Source organism: Streptomyces venezuelae, assembly GCF_008642315.1.
Lineage (GTDB): Bacteria > Actinomycetota > Actinomycetes > Streptomycetales > Streptomycetaceae > Streptomyces > Streptomyces venezuelae_D.
Map to the genome: position 1 here is coordinate 3,702,595 of NZ_CP029192.1, position 25,412 is coordinate 3,728,006.

Genomic DNA, 25,412 nt, shown 5'->3' on the forward strand with positions numbered 1-25,412 from the left:
GGACGCGCACCATCCACCGACTGGCCCACAATGGGGCGGGTGAACGACCCGAACACGCCGAGCGCCCACGAGACCGACCTCGGCGACCCCCTCGCCGCCTTCGCCGCCCTCCGCACCGACGAGGGCCGGGCCCTGCTCGACGAGGTGCGGGACGTCGCACCGGCCGATGAACTCGCGGCCGCCACCCGGCTACGCCGCACCCACCCGGCCCCCCTGGTCTCGGCGGCGCTCGCCCAGGCGCGGCTGCGCACCCGGGCCGCGGCGAAGTTCGGCGCCGAGGACGCGGCCCGCATGTTCTTCACACCGAACGGCGTCGAGCAGTCCACGCGCGCCTCCGTCGCCGCGCACCGCGCGGAGAGCTTCAAGGCCCTGGGCGTACGTTCACTCGCTGACCTGTGCTGCGGCATCGGCGGCGACGCCATCGCCCTCGCACGCGCCGGGATCTCCGTGCTCGCCGTCGACCGTGACCCGCTGACCTGCGCGGTCGCCCGCGCCAACGCCGAGGCGCTCGGGCTCGCCGACCTGATCGAGGTGCGCGAGGCGGATGTCACCGACGTGGACACGTCCGCGTACGACGCCGTCTTCGTGGACCCCGCGCGGCGGGGTGGCCGCGGCCGGATCTTCGACCCCGAGGCCTACTCGCCGCCCCTGTCGTGGGCGATCGGAGCGGCGCTCGAAGCCCCGCTCGCCGCGCTGAAGATCGCCCCCGGCATCCCGCACGAGGCGATCCCCGTCGAGGCGGGCGCCGAGTGGATCTCGGACGGCGGCGACGTGAAGGAGGCCGTGCTCTGGTTCGGCACGGACACCCCCGCCTCGCACCGCGCCACGCTCCTGCCCGGCGGCGCCTCCCTGTGGACCTCGCTCGCCGCGATGCTGCCCGACCCCGAGGTGCGTCCCGTCGGGCGCTATCTGTACGAGCCGGACGGTGCCGTCATCCGCGCGCACCTGGTCGCCGAGGTCGCCGCCCGGGTCGACGGCGGGCTCGTCGACGAGACCATCGCGTACGTCACCTCCGACGCCCTGCACCACACCCCGTACGCGACGGCGTACGAGATCACCGACCGCATCCCGTTCAATGTGAAGAAGCTGAAGGCCCTGCTGCGCGAGCGCGGGGTCGGCATCCTCACCGTGAAGAAGCGCGGTTCCGCCGTCGAACCCGAGGAGCTGCGGCGCAAGGTGAAGCCGCAGGGGAAGAACGCGGCGACCGTCTTCCTCACCCGGGTGGCGGGCGCCCCGACGATGCTGATCGGCCGGCCGGCGCCCTCACCGGCCTAAGCACCCTCGCAAGAGGCGCTCTCCGCCGGCCGCGCCCCGCGCCCCGACCCGGCCCAGCAGTCGGCGGCCCGCGCGAGGAGCAGTTCCCGTTCCCGTTCGTTGCGCGCCAGCGACGCGGCCCGCTCGAACTCCGCGTGGGCCTCGTCGGTCCGTCCGAGGCGTTCCAGGAGGTCGCCCCGGACGCTGGGCAGCAAGTGGTAGTCCTTCAGGACGGGTTCGGCGGTCAGCGCGTCGACCAGGACCAGCCCGGCCTCCGTCCCCTGTGCCATCGCCACCGCGACCGCGCGGTTCAGCTCGACGACCGGGGAGGGGGCGCGGGCGGCGAGCAGACCGTAGAGGGTGGCGATCTGCTGCCAGTCGGTCTCCTCGTAGCTGTGCGCGTGGGCGTGGCAGGCGGCGATCGCGGCCTGGAGGGCATACGGGCCGAGGGCGCCCGCCGGTGAGGGCGCCGTGGCCTGGGCCCGTGCCAGGGCGGCGAAACCGCGCCGGACCAGCATCTGGTTCCAGTGGGCGCGGCTCTGGTCCTTGAGCAGCACCGGCTCGCCGGCCGGGCCGGTGCGTGTCGCCGTGCGCGAGGCCTGCAGTTCGAGGAGCGCGGCCAGGCCGTGCGCCTCGGACTCCTCGGGCATGAGGGCGGTGAGCACCCTGGCAAGGCGCAGCGCGTCCTCGCAGAGCGCGGGGCGCACGAGGTCGTCGCCCGCGGTGGCCGCGTACCCCTCGTTGAAGATCAGGTAGATGACTTCGAGTACCGAGCCGAGGCGGGCGTCGCGGTCGGGGCCGTAGGGCACCTCGAAGGCGACGGCGCGGGCGGCGAGGGTGCGTTTGGCGCGCACGATCCGCTGCGCCACGGTCGGTTCGGGGGCCAGCATCGCGCGGGCGATCTCCGCGGTGGACAGGCCGCCGAGGAGGCGCAGCGTGAGCGCCACGCGGGCCTCGGTGGAGAGCACCGGGTGGCAGGCGATGAAGACGAGGCGCAGGAGGTCGTCGTCGATGGCGTCGGGGTCGGCGGGTTCGAGCGGGCCCGCCTGCGCCGGGGCGGTCTCCAGGTCGCGGCCGACCTCGGCGAGCTTGCGTGCGTAGCGCTCACGGCGGCGCACCAGGTCGACGGCGCGGTTCCTGGCGGTGGCCATGAGCCAGGCGCCCGGGTTGTCGGGGACGCCTTGCGCGGGCCACTGTTCGAGGGCCGCCACGAGGGCGTCCTGCGCCAGTTCCTCGGCGATGCCGACGTCTCGTACGATCCGCGTGACACCGGCGATGATCCGTGGCGACTCCATGCGGAAGACGGTTTCGATGGCCTGACGAGTGGCCTGGGCGGCCTGGCGGGGGTGCTCCGGGGGATGGCTCACGGCCATCCATCAGAGCACCCCCGCGCCACCGCCGCAAAGGCAACCGGGGCGAGGTTCAGCCCTCGATCTCCCGGACCTCCGCGGTGATCGTCCAGTAGTCCTCGTGGGTCTTGAGGAACCGCTTGGTCCACTCGACGGCTTCCGCCATGTTCTTGGCCTGGCAGATGGAGTAGCCGCCGATGACCTCCTTGGTCTCGGTGAACGGGCCGTCCGTCGTGGACAGTTCACCCTTGTCCCAGGTCACGCGGGTGCCCTCGGCGGTCGGCCGCAGGCCGGCGGTGTCGAGCATGACCCCGGCCCTGGTGATCTCCTCCAGGAGCGCGCCCATGCGCTCCTGCAGTTCGGGGCTGGGGCCGCCCTCGGGCGCGTTGTTCTCGTCGATGCGGATCATCGTCAGGTAGCGCGGCATGGTGGTCTCCCCTTCGGGTGGCGGCGGGGCTTCTCCTCGCCTCTCACCCCTGCGTCGAACGGGAGACGCCCGTTTCGACATCGTCGCCGAGATTTTTCGAAGTTTCTTCCCCGACGGCTGTTCTCGCAGGTCGCGACGGTGTGGCCGGGGTCGCGGCGGGAGGCGTACGGCGTCCGTGCAGGACCGCGGTCGCCAGCGCGGCCGCCACCAGGAGCCCCGCGGACACCGCGAAGGCGGCCGCGTACCCGTCGGCGAGGGCGCCCCTGCCGCTCCCCTCCCCCGTGGCGCTCGCCGCGACGGTGACCAGGACCGCGAGGCCGAGGGAGCCGCCGAGCTGGCGGGAGCTGTTGAGCAGCCCGGAGGCCATGCCGGTCTCCTCCGGGGCGACGCCGCCGGTCGCCGCCGTGCCGAGCGGTACGAAGCACATGCCGATGCCGACGCTCGCGACCAGCGAGGGCCCGAGGATCGAGGAGAGGAACGTGCCGCCCGCCTCGACGGTGAGCGCGAACCACCCGAACCCGGCGGCGCCGAGCAGCCCGCCCGCCACGAGGAGCGTCCGCTCGCCGAGCCGCCCGACCGTCCGGGTCGCCACCGCCGACCCGGCCACGACGCCCGCGCAGAACGGCAGGAACGCGGCGCCGGCCGCGGTCGGCCCGTACTCCATCACCTCCTGGAGGTAGAGCGAGGTGAAGTAGAACGCGGCGAACTGTCCCGAGGACATCAGGAGGGCGAAGACGTTCGCGGAGAGCACGGGCCGGTGCGCCGTGCCGAGCAGGCCGAGCCGCAGCAGGGGCTCGCGCTTGCGGGCCTCGACGGCGGCGAAGGCGGCGAGCAGCGCGGCCGCGGCGCCGAGCGTGCCGAGGGTGGTGCCCGACGTCCAGCCGTACGTCTCCGTGCGCACGAGGCCGAGGACGAGCAGCGTCGCCCCGGCCGTGACGAGCAGGGCTCCGGTGACGTCGAGGCGGGGCGCGGGGTCCTTGCGGCGGTCGGCGGGCACGCCGCGCCGGGCGGCGAGGAGCGCGGCGAGCACCACGGGGACGTTGATCAGCATCACGGAGCGCCAGCCCACCCAGTCGGTGAGCAGACCGCCCGCCATGATCCCGACGGCGCCGCCGAGCGCCCCGGAGACGCCCCACAGGCCGAGCGCACGGGACCGCGCGGGCCCCGCCGCGTAGTTCACGGTGATCAGGGCGAGCGCGACGGGTGCGAGCGCCGCCGCACCCGCGCCCTGCACCGCCCGCGCCGCGATGAGCTGCCCCGGCGCGAGGGCGAGCCCGCCCGCGAGGCTCGCCGCGCCGAAGACCGCGAAGCCCCAGGTGAGGGTGCGCCGCCGTCCGGCGAGGTCGGCGAGGCGCCCGCCGAGCATGAGCAGACCGCCGAAAGCCAGCGCATAGGCGTTGACGACCCACAGCAGCGAGTCGGGGGCGAAGCCGAGGTCGGCGCCCATGTCGGGCAGGGCGATGTTGACGACGGACATGTCGAGGGAGACGAGGAACTGCACGGTGAGCAGCACCGGCAGCAGCAGACGCCCGGGGTGGGCGTCCGGGCTCGGATTCGGGTTCACGTTCTCCATGGGACGGACATTACTATACGCGTATAGAAATAGCGCAAGGGTTGAGTCCCGGCACCCCGGAGCAGGCGCGACAATGAGCAGGTGGCAGCAGAAGACAACGAGCAGACGGACCCCTCGAAGAAGGCCGAGGCCCCGGCCCCGGCGAAGAAGCGCTCCGTGGGCCGCCCCCGCCGCATCGACCCGGAGACGATCGTCGCGACAGCCCGCCGGATCCTGGAGACCGAGGGTGTCGCGGGCCTGAGCATGCGCAGGGTCGCCAAGGAGGTCGGCACGACACCGATGGCGCTCTACCACCACGTCCGCGACAAGGACGAGCTCCTGATGCTCACGCTCGCGGGCACGGCCGCCACCGTCCCGCGCCCCGACCTCCCCGCCGACCCGCGCGACCGCCTCCTCGCCGTCTCGCTGCACATGCACGGCACGCTGGCGCGGATGCCCTGGGTGGTCGAGGTGCTCAGCCTCGGCGACCTCACCGACGAGGGCGCGCTGTGGATGGTCGAGGAGATCGTCGCCTGCGGCATCGCGTGCGGGCTCACTCCCGAGGAGGCCGTACGCGCGTACCGGACCATCTGGCACTGCGTCTACGGGGACCTCGTGTTCCGCCGCGCGATGGAGCGCCGCGCCGAGGACCCGGCCCGCAGGCGCCACTTCCCCGACCTGCTCGCCGACGCGGACGCGACCGAACTCCCCCACCTCGCGGCGCTGGCGGACCGCTGGTCGGAGCTCACCGACGACTACGACGCGACCGGCCAACTAGGGGCGGTCATCGACGGATTGCTGGGCCGGGCGTCTCAGCGGCACTGACCCGAAGGAACGTGCGAGGCTCCCCCACATGCCCTTCGACCACAACGACCACTACCACCGCTTGCTCCTCGGGAACCTGCCGCCGGGCGGCCGCACCGCCCTCGACATCGGCTGCGGCACGGGCCGCTTCGCCCGCCGCCTCGCCGCCCGCGGCTACGAGGTCGACGCGCTGGACCCGTCGGCCGAGGTCATCGCCGAGGCGGCGGCCGCGGGCGGCGGCCCCCGCTTCCGCCGAGCGGACGTGACGAAGGAGTCCCTCCCCGCGGCCCACTACGACGTCATCACCTGCCTGGCGAGCCTGCACCACATGCCCTTCGGCACGGTGACCCGCCTCCACGACGCCCTCGCCCCGGGCGGCACCCTGCTCGTCCTCGGCTGCTACGCCGGCATGACCTGGTGGGACGTCGTGGCATCCCCCGCGAACGCGGTGGCAAGGGCGACGGTGTACGCCTCGGAGCGCCTGCGCGGCGACCACACGCCCCCGCTCAAAGCCCCCGTGCACCAGCCGGACATGCGACTCCCCGACATCCGCACGGAGGCGGCCCGCCTCCTGCCGGGCAGCAAGGTGCGCCAACTGCTCTTCTGGCGCTACTTGCTGACGTACGAGAAGGCCTAGACGCCCCCCGCCGTCCCGCCCTCCACCGACTCGAACCGCCACCGGTGCACGGCCCGCGTCACCAGCCCCTCCGCCGGCTCCGGGAGTTCGGGCAGCTCCGCGTCGTACGCGGCGTCCCACCAGGTGATGACGAGCACCCGGTCCTGCGGTGCGCGGAACGTCTCGCGGCGGACCGGGGCGCCGTCGAGGCGCTGGGTGCGGGCCCAGGCGAGCAGTTCGTCGCCGCGGCCCTCCGCCGCCCGGGCCTCCCACATCAGCGCGACGGTCATGAGTACAGGTTCTCCTTGCTGACCTCGTGCACGTGGTCGTAGGAGTGCGTGTGGGCGTGGCCCGGCACGTGCGGTTCGGTGACCGGGAGCGAGGAGTCCGCCGACAGGTCCCAGGACGACGCCGCGCGGTTGCGCGCCACCATCTCCGCGCCGAGGGCCGCGACCATCGCGCCGTTGTCCGTGCAGAGCTTGGGGCGCGGCACGCGCAGCAGGATGCCCGCCTTCTCGCACCGCTCCTGGGCGAGGGCGCGCAGGCGCGAGTTGGCGGCCACGCCGCCGCCGATCATGAGGTGGTCGACGCCCTCGTCCTTGCAGGCCCGCACGGCCTTGCGGGTCAGCACGTCGACGACCGCCTCCTGGAAGGACGCCGACACGTCACGCACCGGCACCTCCTCGCCCGCGGCCCGCTTCGCCTCGATCCAGCGGGCGACGGACGTCTTCAGGCCGGAGAAGGAGAAGTCGTACGCGGCGTCGCGGGGTCCGGTGAGACCGCGCGGGAAGGCGATCGCGTTCGGGTCGCCCTCGCGCGCGTAGCGGTCGATGACGGGACCGCCGGGGAAGCCGAGGTTCAGCACGCGCGCGATCTTGTCGAACGCCTCGCCCGCCGCGTCGTCGATGGTCGAGCCCAGCGGCCGGACGTCGGAGGTGATGTCCTCCGAGAGCAGCAGCGACGAGTGGCCGCCGGAGACCAGGAGCGCCATCGTCGGCTCGGGCAGCGGCCCGTGCTCCAGCTGGTCGACGCAGATGTGCGAGGCGAGGTGGTTGACGCCGTAGAGCGGCTTCCCGAGCGCGTACGCGTACGCCTTCGCGGCCGAGACGCCGACGAGCAGCGCGCCCGCGAGGCCGGGACCGGCGGTCACCGCGATGCCGTCGAGGTCCTTCGCGGTGACGCCCGCCTCCTTCAGGGCGCGGTCGATGGTGGGCACCATCGCTTCGAGGTGGGCGCGGGAGGCCACCTCGGGCACGACGCCGCCGAAGCGCGCGTGCTCGTCGACGCTGGAGGCGACGGCGTCCGCGAGCAGCGTGGTGCCGCGGACGATGCCGACGCCGGTCTCGTCGCAGGAGGTCTCGATGCCGAGGACGAGGGGTTCGTCGCGCGTGCTAGCCATGGATCTCGGTTCCTTGTACGCCGGATGCGGGGGTGGAGGGATCGGTGCGGCGCATGACCAGGGCGTCCACGTTGCCGGGCTGGTAGTAGCCGCGCCGGAAGCCGATGGGCTCGAAGCCGAAGCGCTCGTACAGCTTCTGCGCCCGTGTGTTGTCGACCCGCACTTCCAGCATCACCTCGGCGCACTCGAAGGCGGTCGCGGCCTGGAGCAGGTCGGTGAGGAGCCGGGCGCCGAGGCCGGTGCCCCAGTGGTCGCGGGCCACCGCGATGGTCTGGACGTCGGCGACCGCGGCGAAGCCGCTGTCAGGCACAGTTCCGGAGGCGGCGAGTCCCGCGTACCCGACGAGGCGGTCGCCGTCCATGGCCACCACATAGCGGCGGGTGGCCAGCGGCCCGCGCGCGTGGGCGAGCTCGGACCAGAACATCCCGCGCGACCAGGCGTCGTCCGGGAAGAGCTCCTTCTCCAGGACGAAGACCGCGTCGATGTCCCACCAGCGCATCTCGCGCAGCACGGCGGACTCCGTCACCTGGGTCACCTGGGTCACTTCGGGGTGACCACCTTGTAGTTCTTCGGGACCTGCGCGTCAGGCCGGCGCAGGTACAGCGGCCGGGGCTCCAGGAGCTCCTCGCCCGCGGCCAGCCTCTCGGCGGCGATCGAGGCCAGCGCGGCCGCCGAGACGTGCTCGGGGGCGCGGGCGTCGGAGAACGTGTCGGGGTAGAGCAGCGCGCCCGCGCCGACGGCGGGCAACCCCTCTACCTCGGCGGCGATGTCCGCGGGCCGGTCGACGGCGGGCTCGCCCGCGCGGGTGCGCACGTCGTCGTAGCGGGCCCAGTAGACCTCCTTGCGGCGGGCGTCGGTGGCCACCACGAAGGGGCCGCTCTCGATGCCCGAGGCGTACGCGAGGCCGTCCAGCGTGCACACTCCGTGCACCGGGACGCCGAGCGCGAGGCCGAAGGTGTCGGCGGTCATCAGGCCGACGCGGAGGCCGGTGTAGGGGCCGGGGCCCACGCCGACGACGATGCCGGTCACGGCGTCGAGTGTCAGGCCGGCCTCGGCGAGCACACGGTCGACGGCCGGAAGCAGCAGTTCCCCGTGGCGGCGGGCGTCCACCTGACTCGACTCCGCGATGACGGTGGAGCCGTCGTGGAGGGCGACGGTGACAGCGGGCGTTGCGGTATCCAGAGCGAGCAAGAGCACGCGAACAGCCTACGGCTCCCGGGCGCCGCGCACGGCCCGCACGGGGATGAGGTGCGGCTGCCCGGGGATGGGGCACGGCTGCTGCTACCGTCACTCCGTAGCCATACGCAGTACGAAGAGGATGGGTGGCGCAAGGTGTCAAGGAGCAGCTCGGGATTCGTGGCCGGGCTCACCGCTGCCGCGCTCGCCGCGGTCGGGTTCCTCGCCTTCCAGGCATCGGCCAGCGCGCCGGACCACCCGGCGAAGGCCGACAAGTCGCCCTCCGCCTCCGCGTCGCGCGCCCCCAAGGACAAGAAGAACCCCGCGGCCGTGCCCGCGCAGTCCGGCACCGGCGAGCGCGTCGTGTACTCCCTGGAGGACGACCGCGTCTGGCTGGTCGAGGCGTCCGGCAAGGCCAAGCAGACGTTCAAGGTCACCCCGGGCACGGTCGACCCGGCTCCGGGCACGTACGCCGTCACGTCCCGGACGGGCCGTGTCACCGGTACGGATGGCGTGCCGATCGAGAACGTCGTGGTCTTCACGCTCACCGACGGGGTCGCGATCGGCTTCAGCGCCGCGGTCGACGGCTCGACGCCGAAGCCGGACCCGTCGAAGAAGACGGGCGGCATCCGGCAGTCGCGCGAGCAGGCCAAGGCGATGTGGGAGTTCGCGCTGCGCGACAAGAAGGTCGTCGTCGTTCCCTGATCGGAAAGTTCCTGATCGAAAAGTTCCTGATCAGGAGGGTTTCCTGATCAGCGGGGCGGACGACGCCGTTCCGCTGCCGGGCTCGGCGCGGGGGCCGGGGTGTCGCTCGGCGGCGTGGAGACGGCACTCGCGGCGGCGCACGACGCGAGCAGATCGCTCATCGACAGGTTCGTGGGGTCCACGGCGGCCGAGGGGGCCGGCAGTCTGTTCCCGCGCGGCTGTGCGTAGGCGTCACGTTCTGAAGCCGTCATGGATGCCTCCTGGGGGCTCCGGGGGCGGACGTGGTTAGGTAGACCTAACCAAGACCTGTATCCATGTGACCACGCCTGACACACGCAACGCAACATTTTGCCGACGTCTTGTCGGAACGTTCGGTCGAACGTACGAGAAACGCCCCGGACCAAAGGCCCGGGGCGGGAGTCACGGCGCGGGCCGTTGGGCCCTCACGCACCCAGCGACGCCAGATCCGCGTCCGCCCAGCGCGCGCCGAGCCCGGTGACCGTCACGTCGCGCGTCTCGTCGACCGCCTCGTCCGCCGCGTCGCCCACGGCGCGGTCGATGACGACGTGCAGCCGGTCGTCCGACAGGTCCTCGACCTTGCCGTCGCCCCACTCGACGACGATCACGGACTCGGGCAGCGAGACGTCGAGGTCCAGGTCCTCCATCTCGTCGAGCCCGCCGCCGAGGCGGTACGCGTCGACGTGGACCAGCGAGGGCCCTTCGCCGAGCGGCGGGTGCACGCGGGCGATGACGAAGGTCGGCGAGGTGACGGCGCCGCGCACGCCGAGGCCCTCGCCGAGGCCGCGGGTCAGCGTCGTCTTGCCGGCGCCGAGCTCGCCGGTGAGCATGACGAGGTCACCCGGGCGCAGCAGCTTGGCCAGCCGACGCCCCAACTCGCCCATCTGTTCGGGGGAGTTGACGGTGATCTTCAGTGTGACGGCCGGGGCCTCGTGGTGCGGTGCTTCCATACCGCCCACGGTAGCGGCTGGGAGCCCGCGCCCGTGCCCGCCGCAGACCGGCGGGAGCCCGCGGCTCAGGCCCGCCGCCCGGCCCCCTGCACCGCGCCCGCCCGCACCAGCAGGTCCGCGAGGCGGTCCATGACCACCTCCGGGTGCTCCAGCATGACCAGGTGGCCCGCGTCCGGGACCAGGACCAGCTCGGCGTCGGGCAGCAACTGGGCGATGGCCTCGCTGTGCTCGCTCGGCGTGACCAGGTCCTCGTTCCCCGCGAGCACGAGCACCGGGAGCTCGGCGAAGTGCTTGAGCGCCGCCGCCTTGTCGTGCTCGGCGAAGGCCGGATAGAACTCCGCGACCACGTCGATCGGCGTCGCCTCGATCATCCGCTCCGCGAACCGCGCGATCGCCGGGTCCACGTCCTTGCGCGAGAACGAGTACCGCTTGATGACGCCCGCGAAGAGGTCCGCCGTGGCCCGCCGCCCCCGCTCCACCAGCTCCGCCTGCGAGCCGAGGGCCCGCAGCAGGCCGGGCAGCACCCGCCGGACCGCGTTCATCCCGGCGACCGGAAGGCCGAAGTTCACCTCGCCGAGCTGCCCCGACGACGTGCCGATCAGGGCGACGCCCACCACGCGGTCGCGGATCAGCTCGGGGAACTGGTCGGCGAGCGCCATGGTCGTCATGCCGCCCATGGAGTGCCCGACGAGGACGAGCGGCCCCTCGGGCGCGGCGGCGTCGATGACGGCCTTCAGGTCGCGCCCCAGCTGGTCGATGGAGACCGGCACGTCGTGTTCGAGCTGGTCGACCCCGCGCGCCGAACGGGCGTGGCTGCGCTGGTCCCAGTAGACGGCGCGGACGACCCCGCGCAGGGCGGCCCGCTGGAAGTGCCAGGAGTCCTGGCTCAGGCAGTAGCCGTGGCTGAAGACGACGGTGACGGGCGCGGGTTCCCTGCGCCCGAAGAGCCGACGCCGCCGCGGGGCCTGGCCGGCGCCTCCGGCACGGTCGGCGCCCTCGGCCGGTTCCACCTCTTCGACCTCGTACGAGAGCTCCGTGCCGTCGTCCGCGTACGCCGTGCCGGGCATGCCGCGCAGCGAGCCGTACGGCCCCGACGCGTCGAGCGCGAGCCGCGCCTTCTTGCGCATGCCGCGGCCGACGGTCAGCCGTTCTATGGCGACCCCGGCGGCCGCACCCGCGGCCAGGACGCCTATCGCCGCGCCCGCGAAGCCCGCCCGGCGCCAGTTGCCGGCCGCGGCGGCGGCCTCCGACACCGCTTCCACCGCGGCCGCCCCCGTGCTGCTCTCGCTCACGTGCCGCTCCTCGTCAGTTCCCGGTCGGTTCCGGTCGGTTACCCGTCAGTTCCCTGTCGGTTCCCGGTCAGTCGTCGTCCCGCTCGTTCACATGGACGCGCGGGACGCGCGATCCGATGCGGGTGACGATCTCGTACGCGATGGTGCCGGCGGCCTGCGCCCAGTCCTCGGCGGTCGGCTCGCCGCGGTCGCCGGGGCCGAACAGCACGGCCTCCGTGCCCACGTCGGGCTCGTCCCCGCCGAGGTCCACGACGAACTGGTCCATCGCGATGCGTCCCGCGACGGTCCTCAGCTTGCCGTCGACGAGGACCGGGGCGGTGCCGGAGGCGTGGCGCGGGATCCCGTCGCCGTAGCCCGCGGGGATGAGGCCGAGGGTCGTCTCGCCGGGGGTGACGTAATGGTGGCCGTAGCTCACGCCGTGGCCGGCCGGGGCGCGCTTCACGTGGGCGAGCGAGGCGGTGAGCGTCATGACGGGCCGCAGCCCGAAGTCCTGGGAGGTGCCGACCTCGGGGCTCGGCGAGACGCCGTACATCGCGATGCCCGGCCGCACGAGGTCGAAGTGCGCCTCCGGAAGCGTCAGCAACCCCGGGGAGTTGGCGATGTGCCGCACCTCGGGGCGCAGGCCCCGGTCCTCGGCGTACGCCACCATCTCGCGGAAGACCGTGAGCTGCGCGGCGATCGACGGGTGCCCCGGCTCGTCGGCGCACGCGAAGTGCGACCAGAGCCCGGTGACCGTGACGAGGCCCTCGGCCTCGGCGCGCAGGGCGCGGTCGACGAGCTCGGGCCAGTCGGCGGGCATGCAGCCGTTGCGTCCCAGGCCCGTGTCGGCCTTGAGCTGGATGCGCGCGGTCCGCCCCGCCGCACGCGCGGCGGCCGTCACCTCCTCCAGCGCCCACAGCGCGCTCACCGACATGTCCAGGTCGGCCTCGACGCCCTCGCGCCAGGGCCCGCCGGGCGTCCACAGCCAGCACATGATGCGGCCGGGCAGGCCTGCGGCGCGCAGCTCCAGGGCCTCCTGGGGGGTGGCGGTGCCGATCCAGGTGGCGCCTGCCTGGCGTGCGGCCCTGGCGCAGGGCACCATTCCGTGGCCGTAACCGTCCGCTTTCACCACGGCCATGAACGCGGCGTCCGGCGCGTGGGCGCGCAGCGCGCGCACGTTGGCGCGGAGGGCGGCGAGGTCGATCTCGGCCCGGACACGGAAAGGTGCTGTCTCGTTCATCGCGGACAAGTGTCTCAGAGCCCGCCGACACCCCCTGCTCCCGCAGGCCTTGGCCCCCGGGTTCGGCCCGGTCCGCTCACGTGCCCGGCTTGCGCCCCCACACGTGGACGCGGTCGCCCTTGAACAGCGTCCGCCACAGCGCGCGGGCATCGGCGACCCGCATGTTCACACAGCCGCGCGACCCCGGCGGGCTGTACACACTGCCGTAGATGGCGTGGAACGCCTGGCCGCCGTTGAAGAACTGGCTGTACGGCATGGGGGTGCGGTACAGCGACGACCAGTGGTTCTTGTGCTTCCAGTAGACCTTGTGCCAGCCCGTGCGGGTCCGGTAGCCGGCCCGCCCGGTGCGGACGGGAACGGGGCCGAGCAGCACCTTCTTGCCCTTCTGCACCCACATCAGCTGACGGGTCAGATCGACGCAGGCGACGCGGTACGCGCGCGTGGAGCACCTTTTCGTGGCCTTCGGGTTCTTGCGGGCGCTGATCAGTCGCATCCGGGACCAGGTCGTGGGCCCCGCGAACCCGATCGCGGGCCGGATGCCCTGCTTGCGCTGGAAGGCGCGGATGGCCCGGCAGTCGGCGGCGGACTGCCTGCCGTCCGCCTTCCGCCGGAGCCAGCGCTCGACCTGCCGTTGGTAGGGCCCGGTGCGCTTGGTGCAGGCGGGCGCGGCCCCGGCGGCGATCTCGCTCGGCGGCACGTACTCGACGAGGGCGTCGGTGCCGGCGGGCGCCGCCATCGGCTCGACGGCGTTCTCGGCGGCGCTCGGCCGGTACACGTGCGGTGCCAGGGACTGGTCGCGGGTGTCCAGCTGGTACGGGTGGGGCGGCGTGTCCGGGATGCCGGGGACGAGCGGGGAGGTGCCGGGGGCCGCGGGCCGTGGCGGCACGGGATCGGCGGAGGCGGGAACGGCGGGCAGGACCACGGCGACGGCGAGCAGCGCGGGAAGCCCGCGCCGGACTGTCTTACTGATCATGTGATGAGCGAACCCGCCCGAGCGCCGCCCGCCCGTCAGCCGCGCGGGGGGCGTCACTCGAAGGGCGGCCCCGAAAACACGACCGCCCACGGGCCCTGCCGCCCTGCCGCCCTGCCGCCAGCATCACCGGTCGGGACGCCCGACCTCCCGCCACACCGCGGGAATCGCGTTCGCCACGTCCTGTGCCCCCACAGGCGCCCCCTGCGACGCGTGCCGCCCGGCGAGCCCGTGGAGGTACGCGCCGACGGACCCCGCGTCCCGCGCGTCCACTCCCGCCGCCAGCAGGGACCCGGCGAGCCCGGAGAGCACGTCGCCGCTGCCCGCCGTGGCGAGCCACGGCGTCCCGGTCGGGTTGACCCGCACCGGGCCCTCCCCCGAGGCCACCAGGGTCGTCGAGCCCTTCAACAGCACCGTCGCCCCGTACCGCCGCGCCAGCTCCCGTACAGCGGTCAGGCGCCCCGCCTCGACCTCTTCCCTGGCCACGCCGAGCAGCGCCGCGGCCTCCCCGGCGTGCGGGGTGAGGAGCGTGGGAGCACGCCGCTCCCGTACGTCCCGCTCCCCGGCGAGCCGCAGTCCGTCGGCGTCGATCAGCACGGGCACATCGGCGGCCAGCACCTCTGCCAGCCGTTCCGCGTCCTCCCCGAGCCCGGGACCCACGACCCAGGCCTGCACGCGCCCCGCCTTGGACGGCGGCCCAGCCGACACCAGCGTCTCGGGGAACCGCGCGACGACGGCGTCCGCGGCGGGACCCACGTACCGCACGGCTCCCGCTCCCCCGCGCAGCGCGCCCGCCACGGCGAGCACGGCGGCGCCGGGGTACCGCTCGGAACCCGCGACGATCCCCACGACTCCGCGCCGGTACTTGTCGCTCTCCCCGCCGGGCACGGGCAACAGCCGCTCGACGTCCGCGAACTGCAGCGCCTCGGCCGCCGCCCGCTCCAGCTCCGCCGGTGTCAGCCCGATGTCGACGAGCCGCACGACACCGGCGTGCTCCCGGCCCGGATCGATGAGAAGACCCGGCTTGTACGCGCCGAACGTCACCGTCACATCGGCCCGCACCGCGTCCCCGTGCACCTCGCCCGTGTCCGCGTCGACCCCGCTGGGCAGATCCACGGCGACGACCACGGCGTCGTCCCGCACCGCCGTCACGAGCCGCACGGCGTCCTCCCGCAGCCCGCCCCGGCCCCCGATCCCCACGATCCCGTCCACGACCAGCCCGGCCCGCGCGACCAAGCCCTCGGCCCGCTCCTCGGCGGCGCCCACCACCACGCCCCCGGCGGCCCGCAACGCGGCGAGCCCTCCGGCATGGGTGCGGTCGGGCGCGAGCAGCACGGCACTGACCCCGGCACCACGCCGGGCCAGCCGGGCCCCCGCGTACAGGGCGTCGCCCCCGTTGTCCCCGCTGCCCACCAGCAGCGTGACTCTCGCCCCGTACACCTTGCCGAGCAGCCGGGCGCACTCGGCGGCGAGACCGGCCGCCGCACGCTGCATCAACACACCTTCGGGGCCCCGGTCCATGAGGATCCGCTCGCCCGCCCTGACGCTCTCCACGCTGTACGCAGTACGCATGCGCCCAGTCTGCCCCCGCCGCGGGTGCCCCCGCCGAACGGACGCCGCCTACCCCTCCGCCACCACCACCGCGGAGGCGACTCCCGCGTCATGGCTGAGCGACACGTGCCAGGACCGGACACCCAGCGCCGAGGCCCGCTCGGCCACCGTGCCCCGCACCCGGACCCGGGGCTGCCCGCTCTCCTCGACGTACACCTCGGCGTCGGTCCACCGCAGCCCCGCCGGCGCCCCCAGCGCCTTGGCCAGCGCCTCCTTCGCCGCGAACCGCGCCGCCAGCGAGGCGATGCCCCGCCGCTCCCCGCCCGGCAGCAGCAACTCGCTCTCCACGAAGAGACGTTCCGCCATCCCGGGCGTGCGCTCCAGCGCGGCGCCGAACCGCTCGATCTCCGCGACGTCGATGCCAACCCCAATAATCACCGGCTCAGCGTGACACACCCCACCCACCACCCCACCCCCCGTCCCGTTCAAACAGCCGTAACAATGGACTGTGATCTCTTCGGTCTCCGTGCCCCCGACGGCACCCAGGAGCGCCCACCGGCCCAAGCCGGAGGCGACTCCCTACGTCGACCTCACCCGCACCGAGTGGAGCGCGCTTCGCGAGAAGACACCACTCCCCCTGACGGCGGAGGAGGTGGAGCAGCTCCGCGGCCTCGGCGACGTCATCGACCTGGACGAGGTCCGCGACATCTACCTGCCGCTCTCGCGCCTGCTGAACCTCTACGTGGGCGCGACGGACGGACTGCGCGGCGCCCTCAACACCTTCCTCGGCGAGAAGGGGTCCCAGTCCGGCACCCCCTTCGTCATAGGGGTCGCCGGATCGGTGGCGGTCGGCAAGTCCACCGTCGCCCGCCTCCTCCAGGCCCTCCTCTCGCGCTGGCCGGAGCACCCGCGCGTGGAGCGCGTCACGACGGACGGCTTCCTCCTGCCCACGAAGGAGCTCGAAGCCCGCGGCCTGATGTCCCGCAAGGGCTTCCCCGAGTCGTACGACCGCCGTGCGCTCACCCGTTTCGTCGCGGACATCAAGGCCGGCAAGGACGAGGTGACGGCGCCCGTCTACTCCCACCTGATCTACGACATCGTCCCGGACCGGCGCCTCACCGTCCGCCGGCCGGACATCCTCATCGTCGAGGGCCTGAACGTCCTGCAGCCCGCGCTCCCCGGCAAGGACGGCCGCACCCGCGTGGGCCTCGCGGACTACTTCGACTTCAGCGTGTACGTCGACGCCCGCGCGGACGACATCGAGCGCTGGTACCTGAACCGCTTCAAGAAGCTGCGCCAGACGGCGTTCCAGGACCCGTCGTCGTACTTCCGCAAGTACACACAGGTGTCGGAGGAAGAGGCGCTCGACTACGCCCGCACCACCTGGCGGACCATCAACAAGCTGAACCTGGTGGAGAACGTGGCCCCCACCCGCAGCCGCGCCACCCTGGTCGTCCGCAAGGGCCCCGACCACAAGGTCCAACGCCTCAGCCTGCGCAAACTGTAGGAGCGTCCGCGCGGGCGGCGGGCGCCGCGGCCCGGCTAACCTGCGTCCATGCTGCACCTGCGCCTGATCACACCCCCGGACAGAACCGACGCCGTGGTCGACCTGATCGGGGGCACGGTCGGCACCACCCACCTCGCGGTGCTCCCGGGCGCGGCCCGCAACCCCTCGGGCGACGTCGTCATGTGCGACGTGGCCCGTGAGGCGGGCGACGAACTGATCGGCGGACTGCGCGGGCTCGGCATCGACGAGTCGGGCTCCATCGCCGTGGAGACCATCGACCTGTCGCTCTCCCGGCGCGCGGAGGAAGCGGCGGACGACGCCCCGGGCGAGGGCGCGGACGCGGTCCTGTGGGAGCAGTTGGCCGACGCGACCCATGAGGAGTCGACGCTCTCGGTCACGTACGTCGCGTTCATCACGCTCGCCACGATGATCGCGGCGTGCGGTGTGGTCCTCGACAACGCGATCCTGATCGTGGGCGCCATGGCGGTGGGCCCGGAGTTCGGCCCGCTGGCCGGCTTCTGCACGGCCCTGGTCCGACGCGCGCCCCGGCTGGCCCTGCGCTCGCTGATCGCGCTGCTCGTCGGTTTCGCGGCGGCGATGGTGGTGACGGTGGGGTTCAGCTACTTCATGGACGCGATGGGCCTGTTCACGCACGACGCCCTGAAGTCGGAGCGCCCGAACACGAACTTCATCTACCGCCCCGACTGGTTCTCGTTCGTGGTGGCCGTTCTCGCGGGGGCCGCGGGCACGCTCTCCCTCACCTCGGCGAAGTCGGGCGCGCTGGTGGGCGTGGCGATCTCGGTGACGACGGTCCCCGCCGCCGCGAACGCCGCCGTCGCCTTCAGCTACGACGAGTACAAGCAGGCCTGGGGCTCCACGGAGCAGCTCCTGTTGAACCTGCTCGGCATCATCCTCGCGGGCACGCTCACGCTGCTCGCCCAGAAGCTCTTCTGGGCCGTGCAGCGCGAGCGCACCGCGAAGACGTCCCGCCCCTAGGGCCTGTGTCGGGAGTCCCGTCGACGCCGCGGGGCAGGCGGAACTTCCGACCCAGGCTCTAGCCCAGCGCGGACTTCACCACGTCGGCGAGGCGGCCCGCGACGGACCGGGCCTGCTCGATGTCGGCGGCCTCGACCATGACGCGCACCAGCGGCTCGGTCCCGGAGGGGCGCAGGAGGACCCGGCCGGTGGAGCCCAGCTCGCGCTCGGCCTCGGTGACCGCGGCGGTCAGCTCGGCGGACGTCCGCACGCGCGACTTGTCGACGTCGGGCACGTTGATGAGGACCTGCGGGAGCCGCTCCATGACGCTCGCGAGGTCCGCGAGCGAACGGCCCGTCTCGGCGACGCGCGCCGCGAGCAGCAGGCCGGTCAGCGTGCCGTCGCCGGTCGTCGCGTGGTCGAGGATGATCACGTGCCCGGACTGCTCGCCGCCGAGGGCGAAGCCGTGCTCCTTCATCGACTCGAGGACGTACCGGTCGCCGACGGAGGTCTGCACCAGGGCGAGGCCCTGGCCCTCCATGGCGAGCTTGAAGCCGAGGTTCGACATGACCGTGGCGACGACCGTGTCGTGGCGCAGCGTGCCGTGCTCCCGCATGGCGAGGGCGAGCACGGCGAGGATCTGGTCGCCGTCGACCTCGGCACCCGTGTGGTCCACGGCGAGGCACCGGTCGGCGTCCCCGTCGTGCGCGACGCCGAAGTCGGCCTTGTGCTCGACGACGGCGGCCTTGAGCAGGTCCAGGTGCGTGGACCCGCACCCGTCGTTGATGTTCAGGCCGTCGGGCTGGGCGCCGATCGTGATGACCTCGGCACCGGCCCGCGCGAACGCCTCGGGCGAGACACGCGCGGCCGCGCCGTGCGCCTCGTCGAGGACGATCTTCAGCCCGTCGAGGCGGTTCGGGAGCACCCCGATGAGGTGCGCGACGTACTGGTCGAGCCCCTGGTCGTACGACTTCACGCGGCCGACGCCCGAGCCGGTGGGCCGCTCCCACGGGGCGCCGGTGCGGTGCTCCTCGTAGACGGACTCGATGCGGTCCTCCAGCTCGTCGGCGAGCTTGTGGCCGCCGCGGGCGAAGAACTTGATGCCGTTGTCGGGCATCGCGTTGTGGCTGGCGGAGAGCATGACCCCGAGGTCGGCGCCCAGCGCACCGGTGAGATGCGCCACCGCGGGGGTGGGCAGCACACCGACGCGCAGGACGTCCACGCCCGCGCTCGCGAGACCCGCGACCACCGCGGCCTCCAGGAACTCCCCGGACGCGCGCGGATCACGCCCGACCACCGCGACCGGGCGATGGCCTTCAAAGGTGCCCGCCTCGGCCAGTACGTGCGCCGCCGCCACGGAGAGACCGAGCGCGAGCTCGGCCGTCAGATCCGCGTTGGCGACACCGCGCACGCCGTCCGTGCCGAAGAGTCGTCCCACTGCTGTCCTCCGAACGTTCCAGAAAAACGAATTGCCTCAGGGGTTCCTGAATGGTTCCTGCATGGTCCTGAATAGACGAACGCCCCGGCAGCACGGTGAGTGCCGCCGGGGCGAACGAGAAGTACGAGCAGGCAGCGATTAGCGCTTGCTGTACTGCGGAGCCTTGCGGGCCTTCTTGAGACCGGCCTTCTTGCGCTCGACCGCACGGTCGTCACGCTTGAGGTAACCGGCCTTCTTGAGGGCGCCGCGGTTGTTCTCGACGTCGGCCTCGTTCAGCGCACGGGCGACACCGAGACGGAGCGCACCGGCCTGACCGGAGACGCCGCCACCCGAGATGCGGGCGATGACGTCGTAGCGGCCGTCCAGCTCGAGCACCTTGAAGGGCTCGTTGACTTCCTGCTGGTGGACCTTGTTCGGGAAGTAGTCCTCGAGCGTGCGCCCGTTGACCTTCCACTTGCCGGTGCCCGGAACGATCCGGACGCGGGCGATGGCGTTCTTGCGACGGCCCAGGCCGGCGGCCGGCTGCGGGTCGCCGAAGCGCGCGGCGTTCGACTCCGAGGTGTACTCGCCCTCGACGGGGGCCTCGGACTCGGTGGTGTACTGCTCTACGTCCACAACCTCGGTCTCTTCGACCGGCTGCTCAACGGTGGTCTCGGCCACGATTCTCCTCAGATTTCTTTTCGTCTTAGGGGGTGGCCGGAACTACTGCGCGACCTGGGTGATCTCGAACGGGACCGGCTGCTGAGCGCCGTGCGGGTGCTGGTCGCCCGCGTAGACCTTCAGCTTCGAGAGCATCTGACGGCCCAGGGTGTTCTTGGGGAGCATGCCCTTGACGGCCTTCTCGATGGCCTTCTCGGGGCTCTTCTCGAGCAGCTCGTCGTAACGGACGGAACGCAGACCACCCGGGTAGCCGGAGTGGCGGTACGCCATCTTCTGGGTCTTCTTGTTGCCGGAGAGGTGCACCTTCTCCGCGTTGATGATGATGACGAAGTCACCGGTGTCAACGTGGGGGGCGTAGATCGCCTTGTGCTTGCCTCGCAGGAGGGAAGCGGCGGTGGTCGCCAGACGCCCCAGGACGATGTCCTGGGCGTCGATGACGTGCCACTGGCGGGTCACATCGCCGGGCTTGGGGCTGTACGTACGCACTTCGTAGCCTTCGCTTCTTCAGTGGATGGGGTCCAGACACACGGCACCCAGGAAGCGATCATGCAGCTGGGGCTCACAGTGCCGGGGACGCTGCCCGTATGCGAGCCACTGGTAACTGCTCCAGGGAACCTACGCAAGGGCCCTTTCGCGTGAGAACGAGGACACCAATACGTATCAATCGTCGAGAGTACCCGCGCTGCCCCGTACCGGTCAAAACGCGGCCCTGGAGCCCGGCACCGGCGACTCCCTCGCCACGGGCGGGTCCGCGCTCTCCACCGTAACGCTCCGCACGCACGCCCACCCGACCGTGCCCGCGAGCACGCACAGCGTCACCGCGTCCTTGAAGGCCCGCCGCGTCCCCGGCTCCAGCCACGGCCACGTGAAGCCGGGCACCTGCGGCACGAGCGCCACCCAGAACCACGGACAGCGCGCGGCCGACCCCGGCGTCAGGACCCCCGCGAGGAGCAGCGGCAGCACGACCAGGAGGTAGTGGTCGTACGACGGACGCGAGACGAGAAAGGCCGAAAGCATCAGCATCACGGCGCATTCCACGACCCTCGCCTCCGCCGCGCCCTCTTCCCCTCCCCTCCCCCACCGCCGCCACGCACACCACACGCCTGCCGCGGCCGCGCCCCCGGCCAGCAGCGCGGCGGCCGACTCCGGCACCCCGAGCCGCGCGAGCACCGCCGCCGGGGATGCCTCATAGAGGCGTACGAAGGTGTCCTCGCCGCGCAGCAGGAAGGGCAGCGTCCGCGTGAAGAACCCGGCGGGGTCCGGCATGGCGAGGGCCGCGGCCGCCGACACCAGGGCGGGCACGCCCACCGCCGCGCCGAGCGCACGCCACCTGCGCGCGAACACGAAGAGCAGGACGACGGGCGCGAGCAGCGGCTTCACCGCGACGGCCGCCCCGATGACGAGCCCGGCCGCGACCCACCGGCCCCGGCAGACGAGGAGCAGCGCACACGGCAGCGCGAGCGCGGAACCCACCGTCCAGTTGCCGAGCTGCACGAGGTGGCCGAAGGGCGCGAAGCCGAGCGCGAGCCCGAGCAGCCCGTACACCGCGAACCGGCTCCGCAACGGCATCCCGTGGACACGCAGGGCGCACGCCCACCCGCCGACGAGCCCCGCCGTCACCCCGGCGGGCACCAGGAACCGCACCACGTCCGCGGGCAGCAGCGCCTGCGGCACCGCCGCGAGCACGGCGCCGGGGAGATAGAGGAAGTGCCGGTCGGCGTAGGGCGAGCGCCCGTCGAGCCAGGCCTCGGCGGCCCGCACCACGATGGCGTTGTCCATCCCGCCCTGCGGAGAGGCGAGACCCACCCGGACGACCGCGGCGACGAGCACCACTGCCAGCACCCACCGGACGTACGGCTCCGCGGGCCGCAGCCACCACCCGCAAACCGACGATTTGCCCGTATTCATAGGCTTCAGGCTAGGCGTGGCACCCCACGCAACCCCCGCTCAACATCCCGGGAAGCCCGTCTAAGATGCGCCCCATGAGCTTTGGGCAAGGGGGACCTCAGTGGGGTCCGGGCGGAACGGGCGGGCCCGGCGGCGGGCCCACGCCCGACTGGGCGGCGCTCGCCGAGGCCTCCGAGGCGCGCACCCGCCGCCGCAAGTGGCTGCTGATCGGCGGCGGAGTCTTCGCGACGGTCGGCATCGCCGCCGCCGTGGCCATCACCGTCGTCACCGCGAACGGCGACGAGCCCTCCGCGTCGAACAAGCCGGCCAGTGAGCTGCCGACGGCCGCGGACATCCCCGGCGCGAGCAAGGAGGCGGAACCGTCCTTCGAGGCGACCACGCCGCCGCCTCCGCCGGACCCCAAGGACTTCGTCTCCAGCGCCAAGAAGGACAAGGCGCCCCTCACTCCCGAGGGCATGTTCCCCGGCAAGTCCTGGCGGACCGGCGAGCGCCTCTACAAGAAGGGCGCGACCGACTCCACCACGAAGTGCACCTCGGTCACCCAGCCCGCACTCGGCTCGGTCCTCGCCAAGAACGACTGCACGCGCCTGATCCGCGCCAGCTACATCAGGGACGGCGTGGCGGTCACGATCGGTGTCGCCGTCTTCGACACCGCCGCCGACGCGACGAAGGTCAAGGAGCAGGTGAAGAAGGGGCTCGTGAACTCGCTCCCCGGCAAGGGCGTGCCCGACTTCTGCCGCACGGGCGTGTGCCGCGGCACCTACAACGCCTACGGCCGCTACGCGTACTTCACCACCACCGGCTACACCAGCGGCAAGGACGTGACCACGGGCGACCGCAAGGCGTACGGCGTCGGCGACGACCTCTCCCGCTTCGCGTTCCAGCGGATCCACCTGCGGGGCGAGGCCCAGGCCTCGGCCGCCGCCGAGGCCCCGCAGTAGCCGGCCCGGACGGGACTCAGCAGCACCCGGCGTCCGTCGCCCCCGGCAGCGTCCGCTTGTTGCGCGCCTCCTTGCTGCGCGCGGCGAGCAGGTCGTCGGCGGGGTAGCCGACCTCCTCCAGCGTCAGCCCGTGCGGCCGCACGACGTGCACGGCGGAGTCCCGCACGCCCGCGCGGAGCACCTTCTCCGGCCACTCCACGGGCCGGTGCCCGTCCCCCACGAACAACATGGCGCCGACCAGCGACCGCACCATGTTGTGGCAGAACGCGTCCGCCCGCACGGTCGCCTCGAAGATCCCGTCGGGCCGCCGTTCCCACCGCAGCTCCTGGAGCGTACGGATGGTCGTGGCGCCCTCGCGCTTCTTGCAGTAGGCGGCGAAATCATGCTCACCGACGAGCCGCTCCGCGGCGGCGTTCATGGCGTCGAGATCCAACTCCCAGTCGTGCCAGAGCACATGCCCGCGCAGCAGCGGGTCGACTCCGCCGGGGTGGTCGGTCACGCGGTACGCGTACCGCCGCCACACGGCCGCGAACCGGGCGTTGAACCCGGCGGGCGCCTCGGCGACCTTCCACACCCGCACATCGTGCGGCAGCCGCCCGGCGAGCCTGCGCAGCAGCTTGTCGCTGTGCTCGGCCCACACGCTCTCCGGCAGATCGACGTGGGCGACCTGCCCCCTGGCGTGCACGCCGCTGTCGGTCCGCCCCGCGACGGTCAGCTCGTACGTCTCCTGCGACCGCGTCACCGTCCGCAGCGCGGCCTCGATCTCCCCCTGGACGGTCCGCTGCCCCTGCTTCTGCTTGGCCCAGCCGGAAAAATCCCTGCCGTCATACGAAAGATCCAACCGCACCCGCACGAACCCGGGCTCTACTTCGTCACTCACACGCAGATCCTCTCAGGCCACCCGCATACGAAAGCGGGCCCGCCCCGAAGGGCGGACCCGCTCACAGAAGCGCTGTGCCTCAGGCGTCCTTGGACTCCTCGGCGGCCTCAACCGGCGCGTCCTCGACGGGCGCGTCCTTCTTTAGGCTGTCTTCCTTGGCGGCACGCTTGGTCGCCGCCTCGGCCTCACCGGTGGCCTCCTGGGCCACGGTCAGGGCCTCCACCAGCTCGATGATCGCCATGGGCGCGTTGTCGCCACGACGGTTACCGATCTTGGTGATGCGGGTGTAGCCACCCGGGCGGTTCTCGTAGCGCGGGCCGATCTCCGTGAAGAGCGTGTGCACGATGCTCTTGTCGGTGATGACGGACAGCACCTGGCGGCGGTTGTGAAGGTCGCCCTTCTTCGCCTTGGTGACCAGACGCTCCGCGTACGGACGCAGACGACGGGCCTTGGCCTCGGTCGTCGTGATCCGGCCGTGCTCGAAGAGCTGCTTGGCGAGGTTCGCCAGCAGAAGCTTCTCGTGCGCGGCGCTGCCGCCCAGACGGGCACCCTTGGTGGGCTTCGGCATGGTGTTTCTCCTTCATCGCTGCACCGGCCGTATCAGGTACCGGTGTCAGTGCCTGTGAGGCGGCTGCCCCGCAGGAAGTCTTTTTTGAGCCCGTCCGGCGATCGAGGACAAGGGCTCAGCCGCGACGGCGGGGCGGCCGGAAGAATCCGCTCACCCCGCCGGAGGCGACTAGTACTGCTCGGTCTCGACGAAGCCGGCGTCCGCGTCGTCGTCCGCACCGAACGCGTCGGCGGCGGCGGTCGGGTCGAAGCCGGGAGGCGAGTCCTTGAGCGCGAGGCCCATGCCGTTGAGCTTCATCTTGACCTCGTCGATCGACTTCGCACCGAAGTTGCGGATGTCGAGCAGGTCCGCCTCGGAGCGGGCGACGAGCTCACCCACGGAGTGGATGCCCTCGCGCTTGAGGCAGTTGTACGACCGAACGGTGAGCTCGAGCTCCTCGATCGGCAGCGCCAGGTCGGCGGCAAGGGCGGCGTCCGTCGGGGACGGGCCCATGTCGATGCCCTCGGCGTCGATGTTGAGCTCACGGGCCAGACCGAACAGCTCGACCAGGGTCTTGCCGGCGGACGCCATGGCGTCACGCGGGCGCATGGCCTGCTTGGTCTCGACGTCGACGATCAGCTTGTCGAAGTCGGTGCGCTGCTCGACACGGGTCGCCTCGACCTTGTAGGTGACCTTGAGGACCGGCGAGTAGATGGAGTCGACCGGGATGCGGCCGATCTCCTGGCCGACCTGCTTGTTCTGCACCGCGGAGACGTAGCCGCGACCGCGCTCGACGGTCAGCTCCATCTCCAGCTTGCCCTTGCCGTTGAGCGTGGCGAGGACCAGGTCGGGGTTGTGCACCTCGACACCGGCCGGCGGGGCGATGTCAGCGGCGGTCACGAGGCCCGGGCCCTGCTTGCGCAGGTACATCACGACGGGCTCGTCGTGCTCGCTGGACACGACCAGCTGCTTGATGTTGAGGATGAGGTCGGTGACGTCCTCCTTGACACCCGGCACGGTGGTGAACTCGTGCAGGACACCGTCGATGCGGATGCTGGTGACAGCAGCGCCGGGGATCGACGAGAGCAGGGTGCGGCGGAGGGAGTTGCCGAGGGTGTAACCGAAGCCCGGCTCCAGCGGCTCGATCACGAACCGGGAGCGGAATTCGTCGACGACCTCTTCGGTCAACGAGGGACGCTGAGCGATCAGCATGAAGTGATTCCTTCAGTTCAGGGGCACCCACTATTTGATGCCCTGAGTGATTCAAGGGTACG

Annotated in this window: 28 protein-coding genes; 7 read left to right on the plus strand and 21 right to left on the minus strand. The window is 72.5% G+C overall.

The window, feature by feature from the left end; genetic code table 11:
- Nucleotides 1-30: 30 nt before the first annotated feature.
- Complete coding sequence (locus DEJ48_RS15600) at nt 31-1,275, plus strand: THUMP-like domain-containing protein (RefSeq protein ID WP_150216721.1); 1,245 nt, start codon at nt 31-33, stop codon at nt 1,273-1,275.
- On the opposite strand, the gene DEJ48_RS15605 is transcribed toward DEJ48_RS15600, so the two are convergent.
- From DEJ48_RS15605 to DEJ48_RS15615, 3 genes are read right to left on the minus strand one after another with little or no spacing between them, the layout of a single operon-like run.
- Nucleotides 1,272-2,627, minus strand: a complete 1,356-nt coding sequence (locus tag DEJ48_RS15605; protein ID WP_150216723.1) for an RNA polymerase sigma factor — start codon at nt 2,625-2,627, stop codon at nt 1,272-1,274. The two genes, DEJ48_RS15600 and DEJ48_RS15605, sit on opposite strands and share 4 nt — an antisense overlap.
- Nucleotides 2,628-2,676: 49 nt before the next feature.
- On the minus strand, nt 2,677-3,030 hold the full coding sequence (locus DEJ48_RS15610; RefSeq protein WP_150216725.1) for a YciI family protein: 354 nt from the start codon (nt 3,028-3,030) through the stop codon (nt 2,677-2,679).
- A gap of 43 nt (nt 3,031-3,073) precedes the next feature.
- Nucleotides 3,074-4,603 (minus strand): MFS transporter, encoded by a 1,530-nt coding sequence (locus DEJ48_RS15615; protein ID WP_150216726.1) that lies wholly within the window; start codon nt 4,601-4,603, stop codon nt 3,074-3,076.
- Nucleotides 4,604-4,684: 81 nt separating this feature from the next.
- Between DEJ48_RS15615 and DEJ48_RS15620 the strand changes: the two genes are divergently transcribed.
- Both DEJ48_RS15620 and DEJ48_RS15625 read left to right on the plus strand, forming a co-directional pair.
- Entirely contained in the window at nt 4,685-5,407 is a 723-nt protein-coding gene (locus DEJ48_RS15620) for a TetR/AcrR family transcriptional regulator (protein WP_150216728.1), read from the plus strand.
- Between the two features lie 28 nt (nt 5,408-5,435).
- Complete coding sequence (locus DEJ48_RS15625; RefSeq protein ID WP_150216729.1) at nt 5,436-6,023, plus strand: class I SAM-dependent methyltransferase; 588 nt, start codon at nt 5,436-5,438, stop codon at nt 6,021-6,023.
- On the opposite strand, the gene DEJ48_RS15630 is transcribed toward DEJ48_RS15625, so the two are convergent.
- From DEJ48_RS15630 to tsaB, 4 genes are read right to left on the minus strand one after another with little or no spacing between them, the layout of a single operon-like run.
- Nucleotides 6,020-6,292, minus strand: a complete 273-nt coding sequence (locus DEJ48_RS15630) for a hypothetical protein (RefSeq protein WP_150216731.1) — start codon at nt 6,290-6,292, stop codon at nt 6,020-6,022. The two genes, DEJ48_RS15625 and DEJ48_RS15630, sit on opposite strands and share 4 nt — an antisense overlap.
- Nucleotides 6,289-7,401: a tRNA (adenosine(37)-N6)-threonylcarbamoyltransferase complex transferase subunit TsaD gene (gene tsaD / locus DEJ48_RS15635; RefSeq protein ID WP_150216733.1), complete on the minus strand. Its 1,113-nt coding sequence runs from the start codon at nt 7,399-7,401 to the stop codon at nt 6,289-6,291. The genes DEJ48_RS15630 and tsaD overlap by 4 nt, the downstream gene beginning before the upstream one ends.
- Nucleotides 7,394-7,900: a ribosomal protein S18-alanine N-acetyltransferase gene (gene rimI, locus DEJ48_RS15640; RefSeq protein ID WP_150221205.1), complete on the minus strand. Its 507-nt coding sequence runs from the start codon at nt 7,898-7,900 to the stop codon at nt 7,394-7,396. Before rimI ends, tsaD begins: the two co-directional genes overlap by 8 nt.
- A gap of 41 nt (nt 7,901-7,941) precedes the next feature.
- Nucleotides 7,942-8,598 (minus strand): tRNA (adenosine(37)-N6)-threonylcarbamoyltransferase complex dimerization subunit type 1 TsaB, encoded by a 657-nt coding sequence (gene tsaB / locus DEJ48_RS15645; RefSeq protein WP_150216735.1) that lies wholly within the window; start codon nt 8,596-8,598, stop codon nt 7,942-7,944.
- A gap of 135 nt (nt 8,599-8,733) precedes the next feature.
- Here tsaB and DEJ48_RS15650 point away from each other — a divergent pair, with 135 nt between their 5' ends.
- Nucleotides 8,734-9,282, plus strand: coding sequence for a L,D-transpeptidase (locus DEJ48_RS15650; RefSeq protein ID WP_150216736.1), 549 nt, complete (start codon nt 8,734-8,736; stop codon nt 9,280-9,282).
- A 47-nt stretch (nt 9,283-9,329) separates the two neighbouring features.
- On the opposite strand, the gene DEJ48_RS15655 is transcribed toward DEJ48_RS15650, so the two are convergent.
- The 7 genes from DEJ48_RS15655 to DEJ48_RS15685 all read right to left on the minus strand — a co-directional run bounded on the left by DEJ48_RS15655 (nt 9,330) and on the right by DEJ48_RS15685 (nt 15,720).
- Nucleotides 9,330-9,533, minus strand: coding sequence for a hypothetical protein (locus DEJ48_RS15655; protein WP_150216738.1), 204 nt, complete (start codon nt 9,531-9,533; stop codon nt 9,330-9,332).
- A 192-nt stretch (nt 9,534-9,725) separates the two neighbouring features.
- Nucleotides 9,726-10,250 carry a tRNA (adenosine(37)-N6)-threonylcarbamoyltransferase complex ATPase subunit type 1 TsaE gene (gene tsaE, locus DEJ48_RS15660; RefSeq protein ID WP_150216740.1) on the minus strand — a complete coding sequence of 175 codons (525 nt, stop codon included), beginning with the start codon at nt 10,248-10,250 and terminating at the stop codon, nt 9,726-9,728.
- 65 nt (nt 10,251-10,315) lie between these two features.
- Entirely contained in the window at nt 10,316-11,542 is a 1,227-nt protein-coding gene (locus DEJ48_RS15665) for an alpha/beta fold hydrolase (protein ID WP_150216742.1), read from the minus strand.
- A gap of 67 nt (nt 11,543-11,609) precedes the next feature.
- A complete protein-coding gene (gene alr / locus DEJ48_RS15670; RefSeq protein WP_150216743.1) occupies nt 11,610-12,761 on the minus strand; it encodes an alanine racemase in 1,152 nt (383 codons plus the stop codon).
- A 76-nt stretch (nt 12,762-12,837) separates the two neighbouring features.
- Nucleotides 12,838-13,734 carry a L,D-transpeptidase family protein gene (locus DEJ48_RS15675; protein WP_150216745.1) on the minus strand — a complete coding sequence of 299 codons (897 nt, stop codon included), beginning with the start codon at nt 13,732-13,734 and terminating at the stop codon, nt 12,838-12,840.
- Nucleotides 13,735-13,857: 123 nt separating this feature from the next.
- Nucleotides 13,858-15,303 carry an NAD(P)H-hydrate dehydratase gene (locus tag DEJ48_RS15680; RefSeq protein ID WP_150216747.1) on the minus strand — a complete coding sequence of 482 codons (1,446 nt, stop codon included), beginning with the start codon at nt 15,301-15,303 and terminating at the stop codon, nt 13,858-13,860.
- A 48-nt stretch (nt 15,304-15,351) separates the two neighbouring features.
- Nucleotides 15,352-15,720: a holo-ACP synthase gene (locus DEJ48_RS15685; protein ID WP_150216748.1), complete on the minus strand. Its 369-nt coding sequence runs from the start codon at nt 15,718-15,720 to the stop codon at nt 15,352-15,354.
- Between the two features lie 88 nt (nt 15,721-15,808).
- Between DEJ48_RS15685 and coaA the strand changes: the two genes are divergently transcribed.
- Both coaA and DEJ48_RS15695 read left to right on the plus strand, forming a co-directional pair.
- Entirely contained in the window at nt 15,809-16,789 is a 981-nt protein-coding gene (coaA, locus tag DEJ48_RS15690) for a type I pantothenate kinase (RefSeq protein WP_150221206.1), read from the plus strand.
- Between the two features lie 48 nt (nt 16,790-16,837).
- The gene (locus tag DEJ48_RS15695) at nt 16,838-17,785 is read left to right on the plus strand and encodes a DUF389 domain-containing protein (RefSeq protein WP_150216750.1); all 948 of its coding nucleotides are present in this window, start codon (nt 16,838-16,840) and stop codon (nt 17,783-17,785) included.
- A gap of 58 nt (nt 17,786-17,843) precedes the next feature.
- On the opposite strand, the gene glmM is transcribed toward DEJ48_RS15695, so the two are convergent.
- The 4 genes from glmM to DEJ48_RS15715 all read right to left on the minus strand — a co-directional run bounded on the left by glmM (nt 17,844) and on the right by DEJ48_RS15715 (nt 21,770).
- Complete coding sequence (gene glmM, locus DEJ48_RS15700; protein WP_150216752.1) at nt 17,844-19,202, minus strand: phosphoglucosamine mutase; 1,359 nt, start codon at nt 19,200-19,202, stop codon at nt 17,844-17,846.
- Nucleotides 19,203-19,340: 138 nt separating this feature from the next.
- Nucleotides 19,341-19,862 carry a 30S ribosomal protein S9 gene (gene rpsI / locus DEJ48_RS15705; RefSeq protein WP_055569477.1) on the minus strand — a complete coding sequence of 174 codons (522 nt, stop codon included), beginning with the start codon at nt 19,860-19,862 and terminating at the stop codon, nt 19,341-19,343.
- 42 nt (nt 19,863-19,904) lie between these two features.
- On the minus strand, nt 19,905-20,348 hold the full coding sequence (rplM, locus tag DEJ48_RS15710) for a 50S ribosomal protein L13 (RefSeq protein WP_055569478.1): 444 nt from the start codon (nt 20,346-20,348) through the stop codon (nt 19,905-19,907).
- Between the two features lie 210 nt (nt 20,349-20,558).
- Nucleotides 20,559-21,770, minus strand: coding sequence for a glycosyltransferase family 87 protein (locus DEJ48_RS15715; RefSeq protein ID WP_150216754.1), 1,212 nt, complete (start codon nt 21,768-21,770; stop codon nt 20,559-20,561).
- Nucleotides 21,771-21,844: 74 nt separating this feature from the next.
- On the opposite strand from DEJ48_RS15715, the gene DEJ48_RS15720 reads away from it, so the two are divergent.
- Nucleotides 21,845-22,711 carry a hypothetical protein gene (locus tag DEJ48_RS15720; RefSeq protein WP_150216756.1) on the plus strand — a complete coding sequence of 289 codons (867 nt, stop codon included), beginning with the start codon at nt 21,845-21,847 and terminating at the stop codon, nt 22,709-22,711.
- A 16-nt stretch (nt 22,712-22,727) separates the two neighbouring features.
- On the opposite strand, the gene truA is transcribed toward DEJ48_RS15720, so the two are convergent.
- The 3 genes from truA to DEJ48_RS15735 all read right to left on the minus strand — a co-directional run bounded on the left by truA (nt 22,728) and on the right by DEJ48_RS15735 (nt 25,350).
- On the minus strand, nt 22,728-23,591 hold the full coding sequence (truA, locus tag DEJ48_RS15725) for a tRNA pseudouridine(38-40) synthase TruA (RefSeq protein ID WP_150216758.1): 864 nt from the start codon (nt 23,589-23,591) through the stop codon (nt 22,728-22,730).
- Between the two features lie 79 nt (nt 23,592-23,670).
- A complete protein-coding gene (gene rplQ / locus DEJ48_RS15730) occupies nt 23,671-24,159 on the minus strand; it encodes a 50S ribosomal protein L17 (RefSeq protein ID WP_150216760.1) in 489 nt (162 codons plus the stop codon).
- 168 nt (nt 24,160-24,327) lie between these two features.
- A complete protein-coding gene (locus DEJ48_RS15735; RefSeq protein ID WP_016645160.1) occupies nt 24,328-25,350 on the minus strand; it encodes a DNA-directed RNA polymerase subunit alpha in 1,023 nt (340 codons plus the stop codon).
- Nucleotides 25,351-25,412 lie beyond the last annotated feature (62 nt).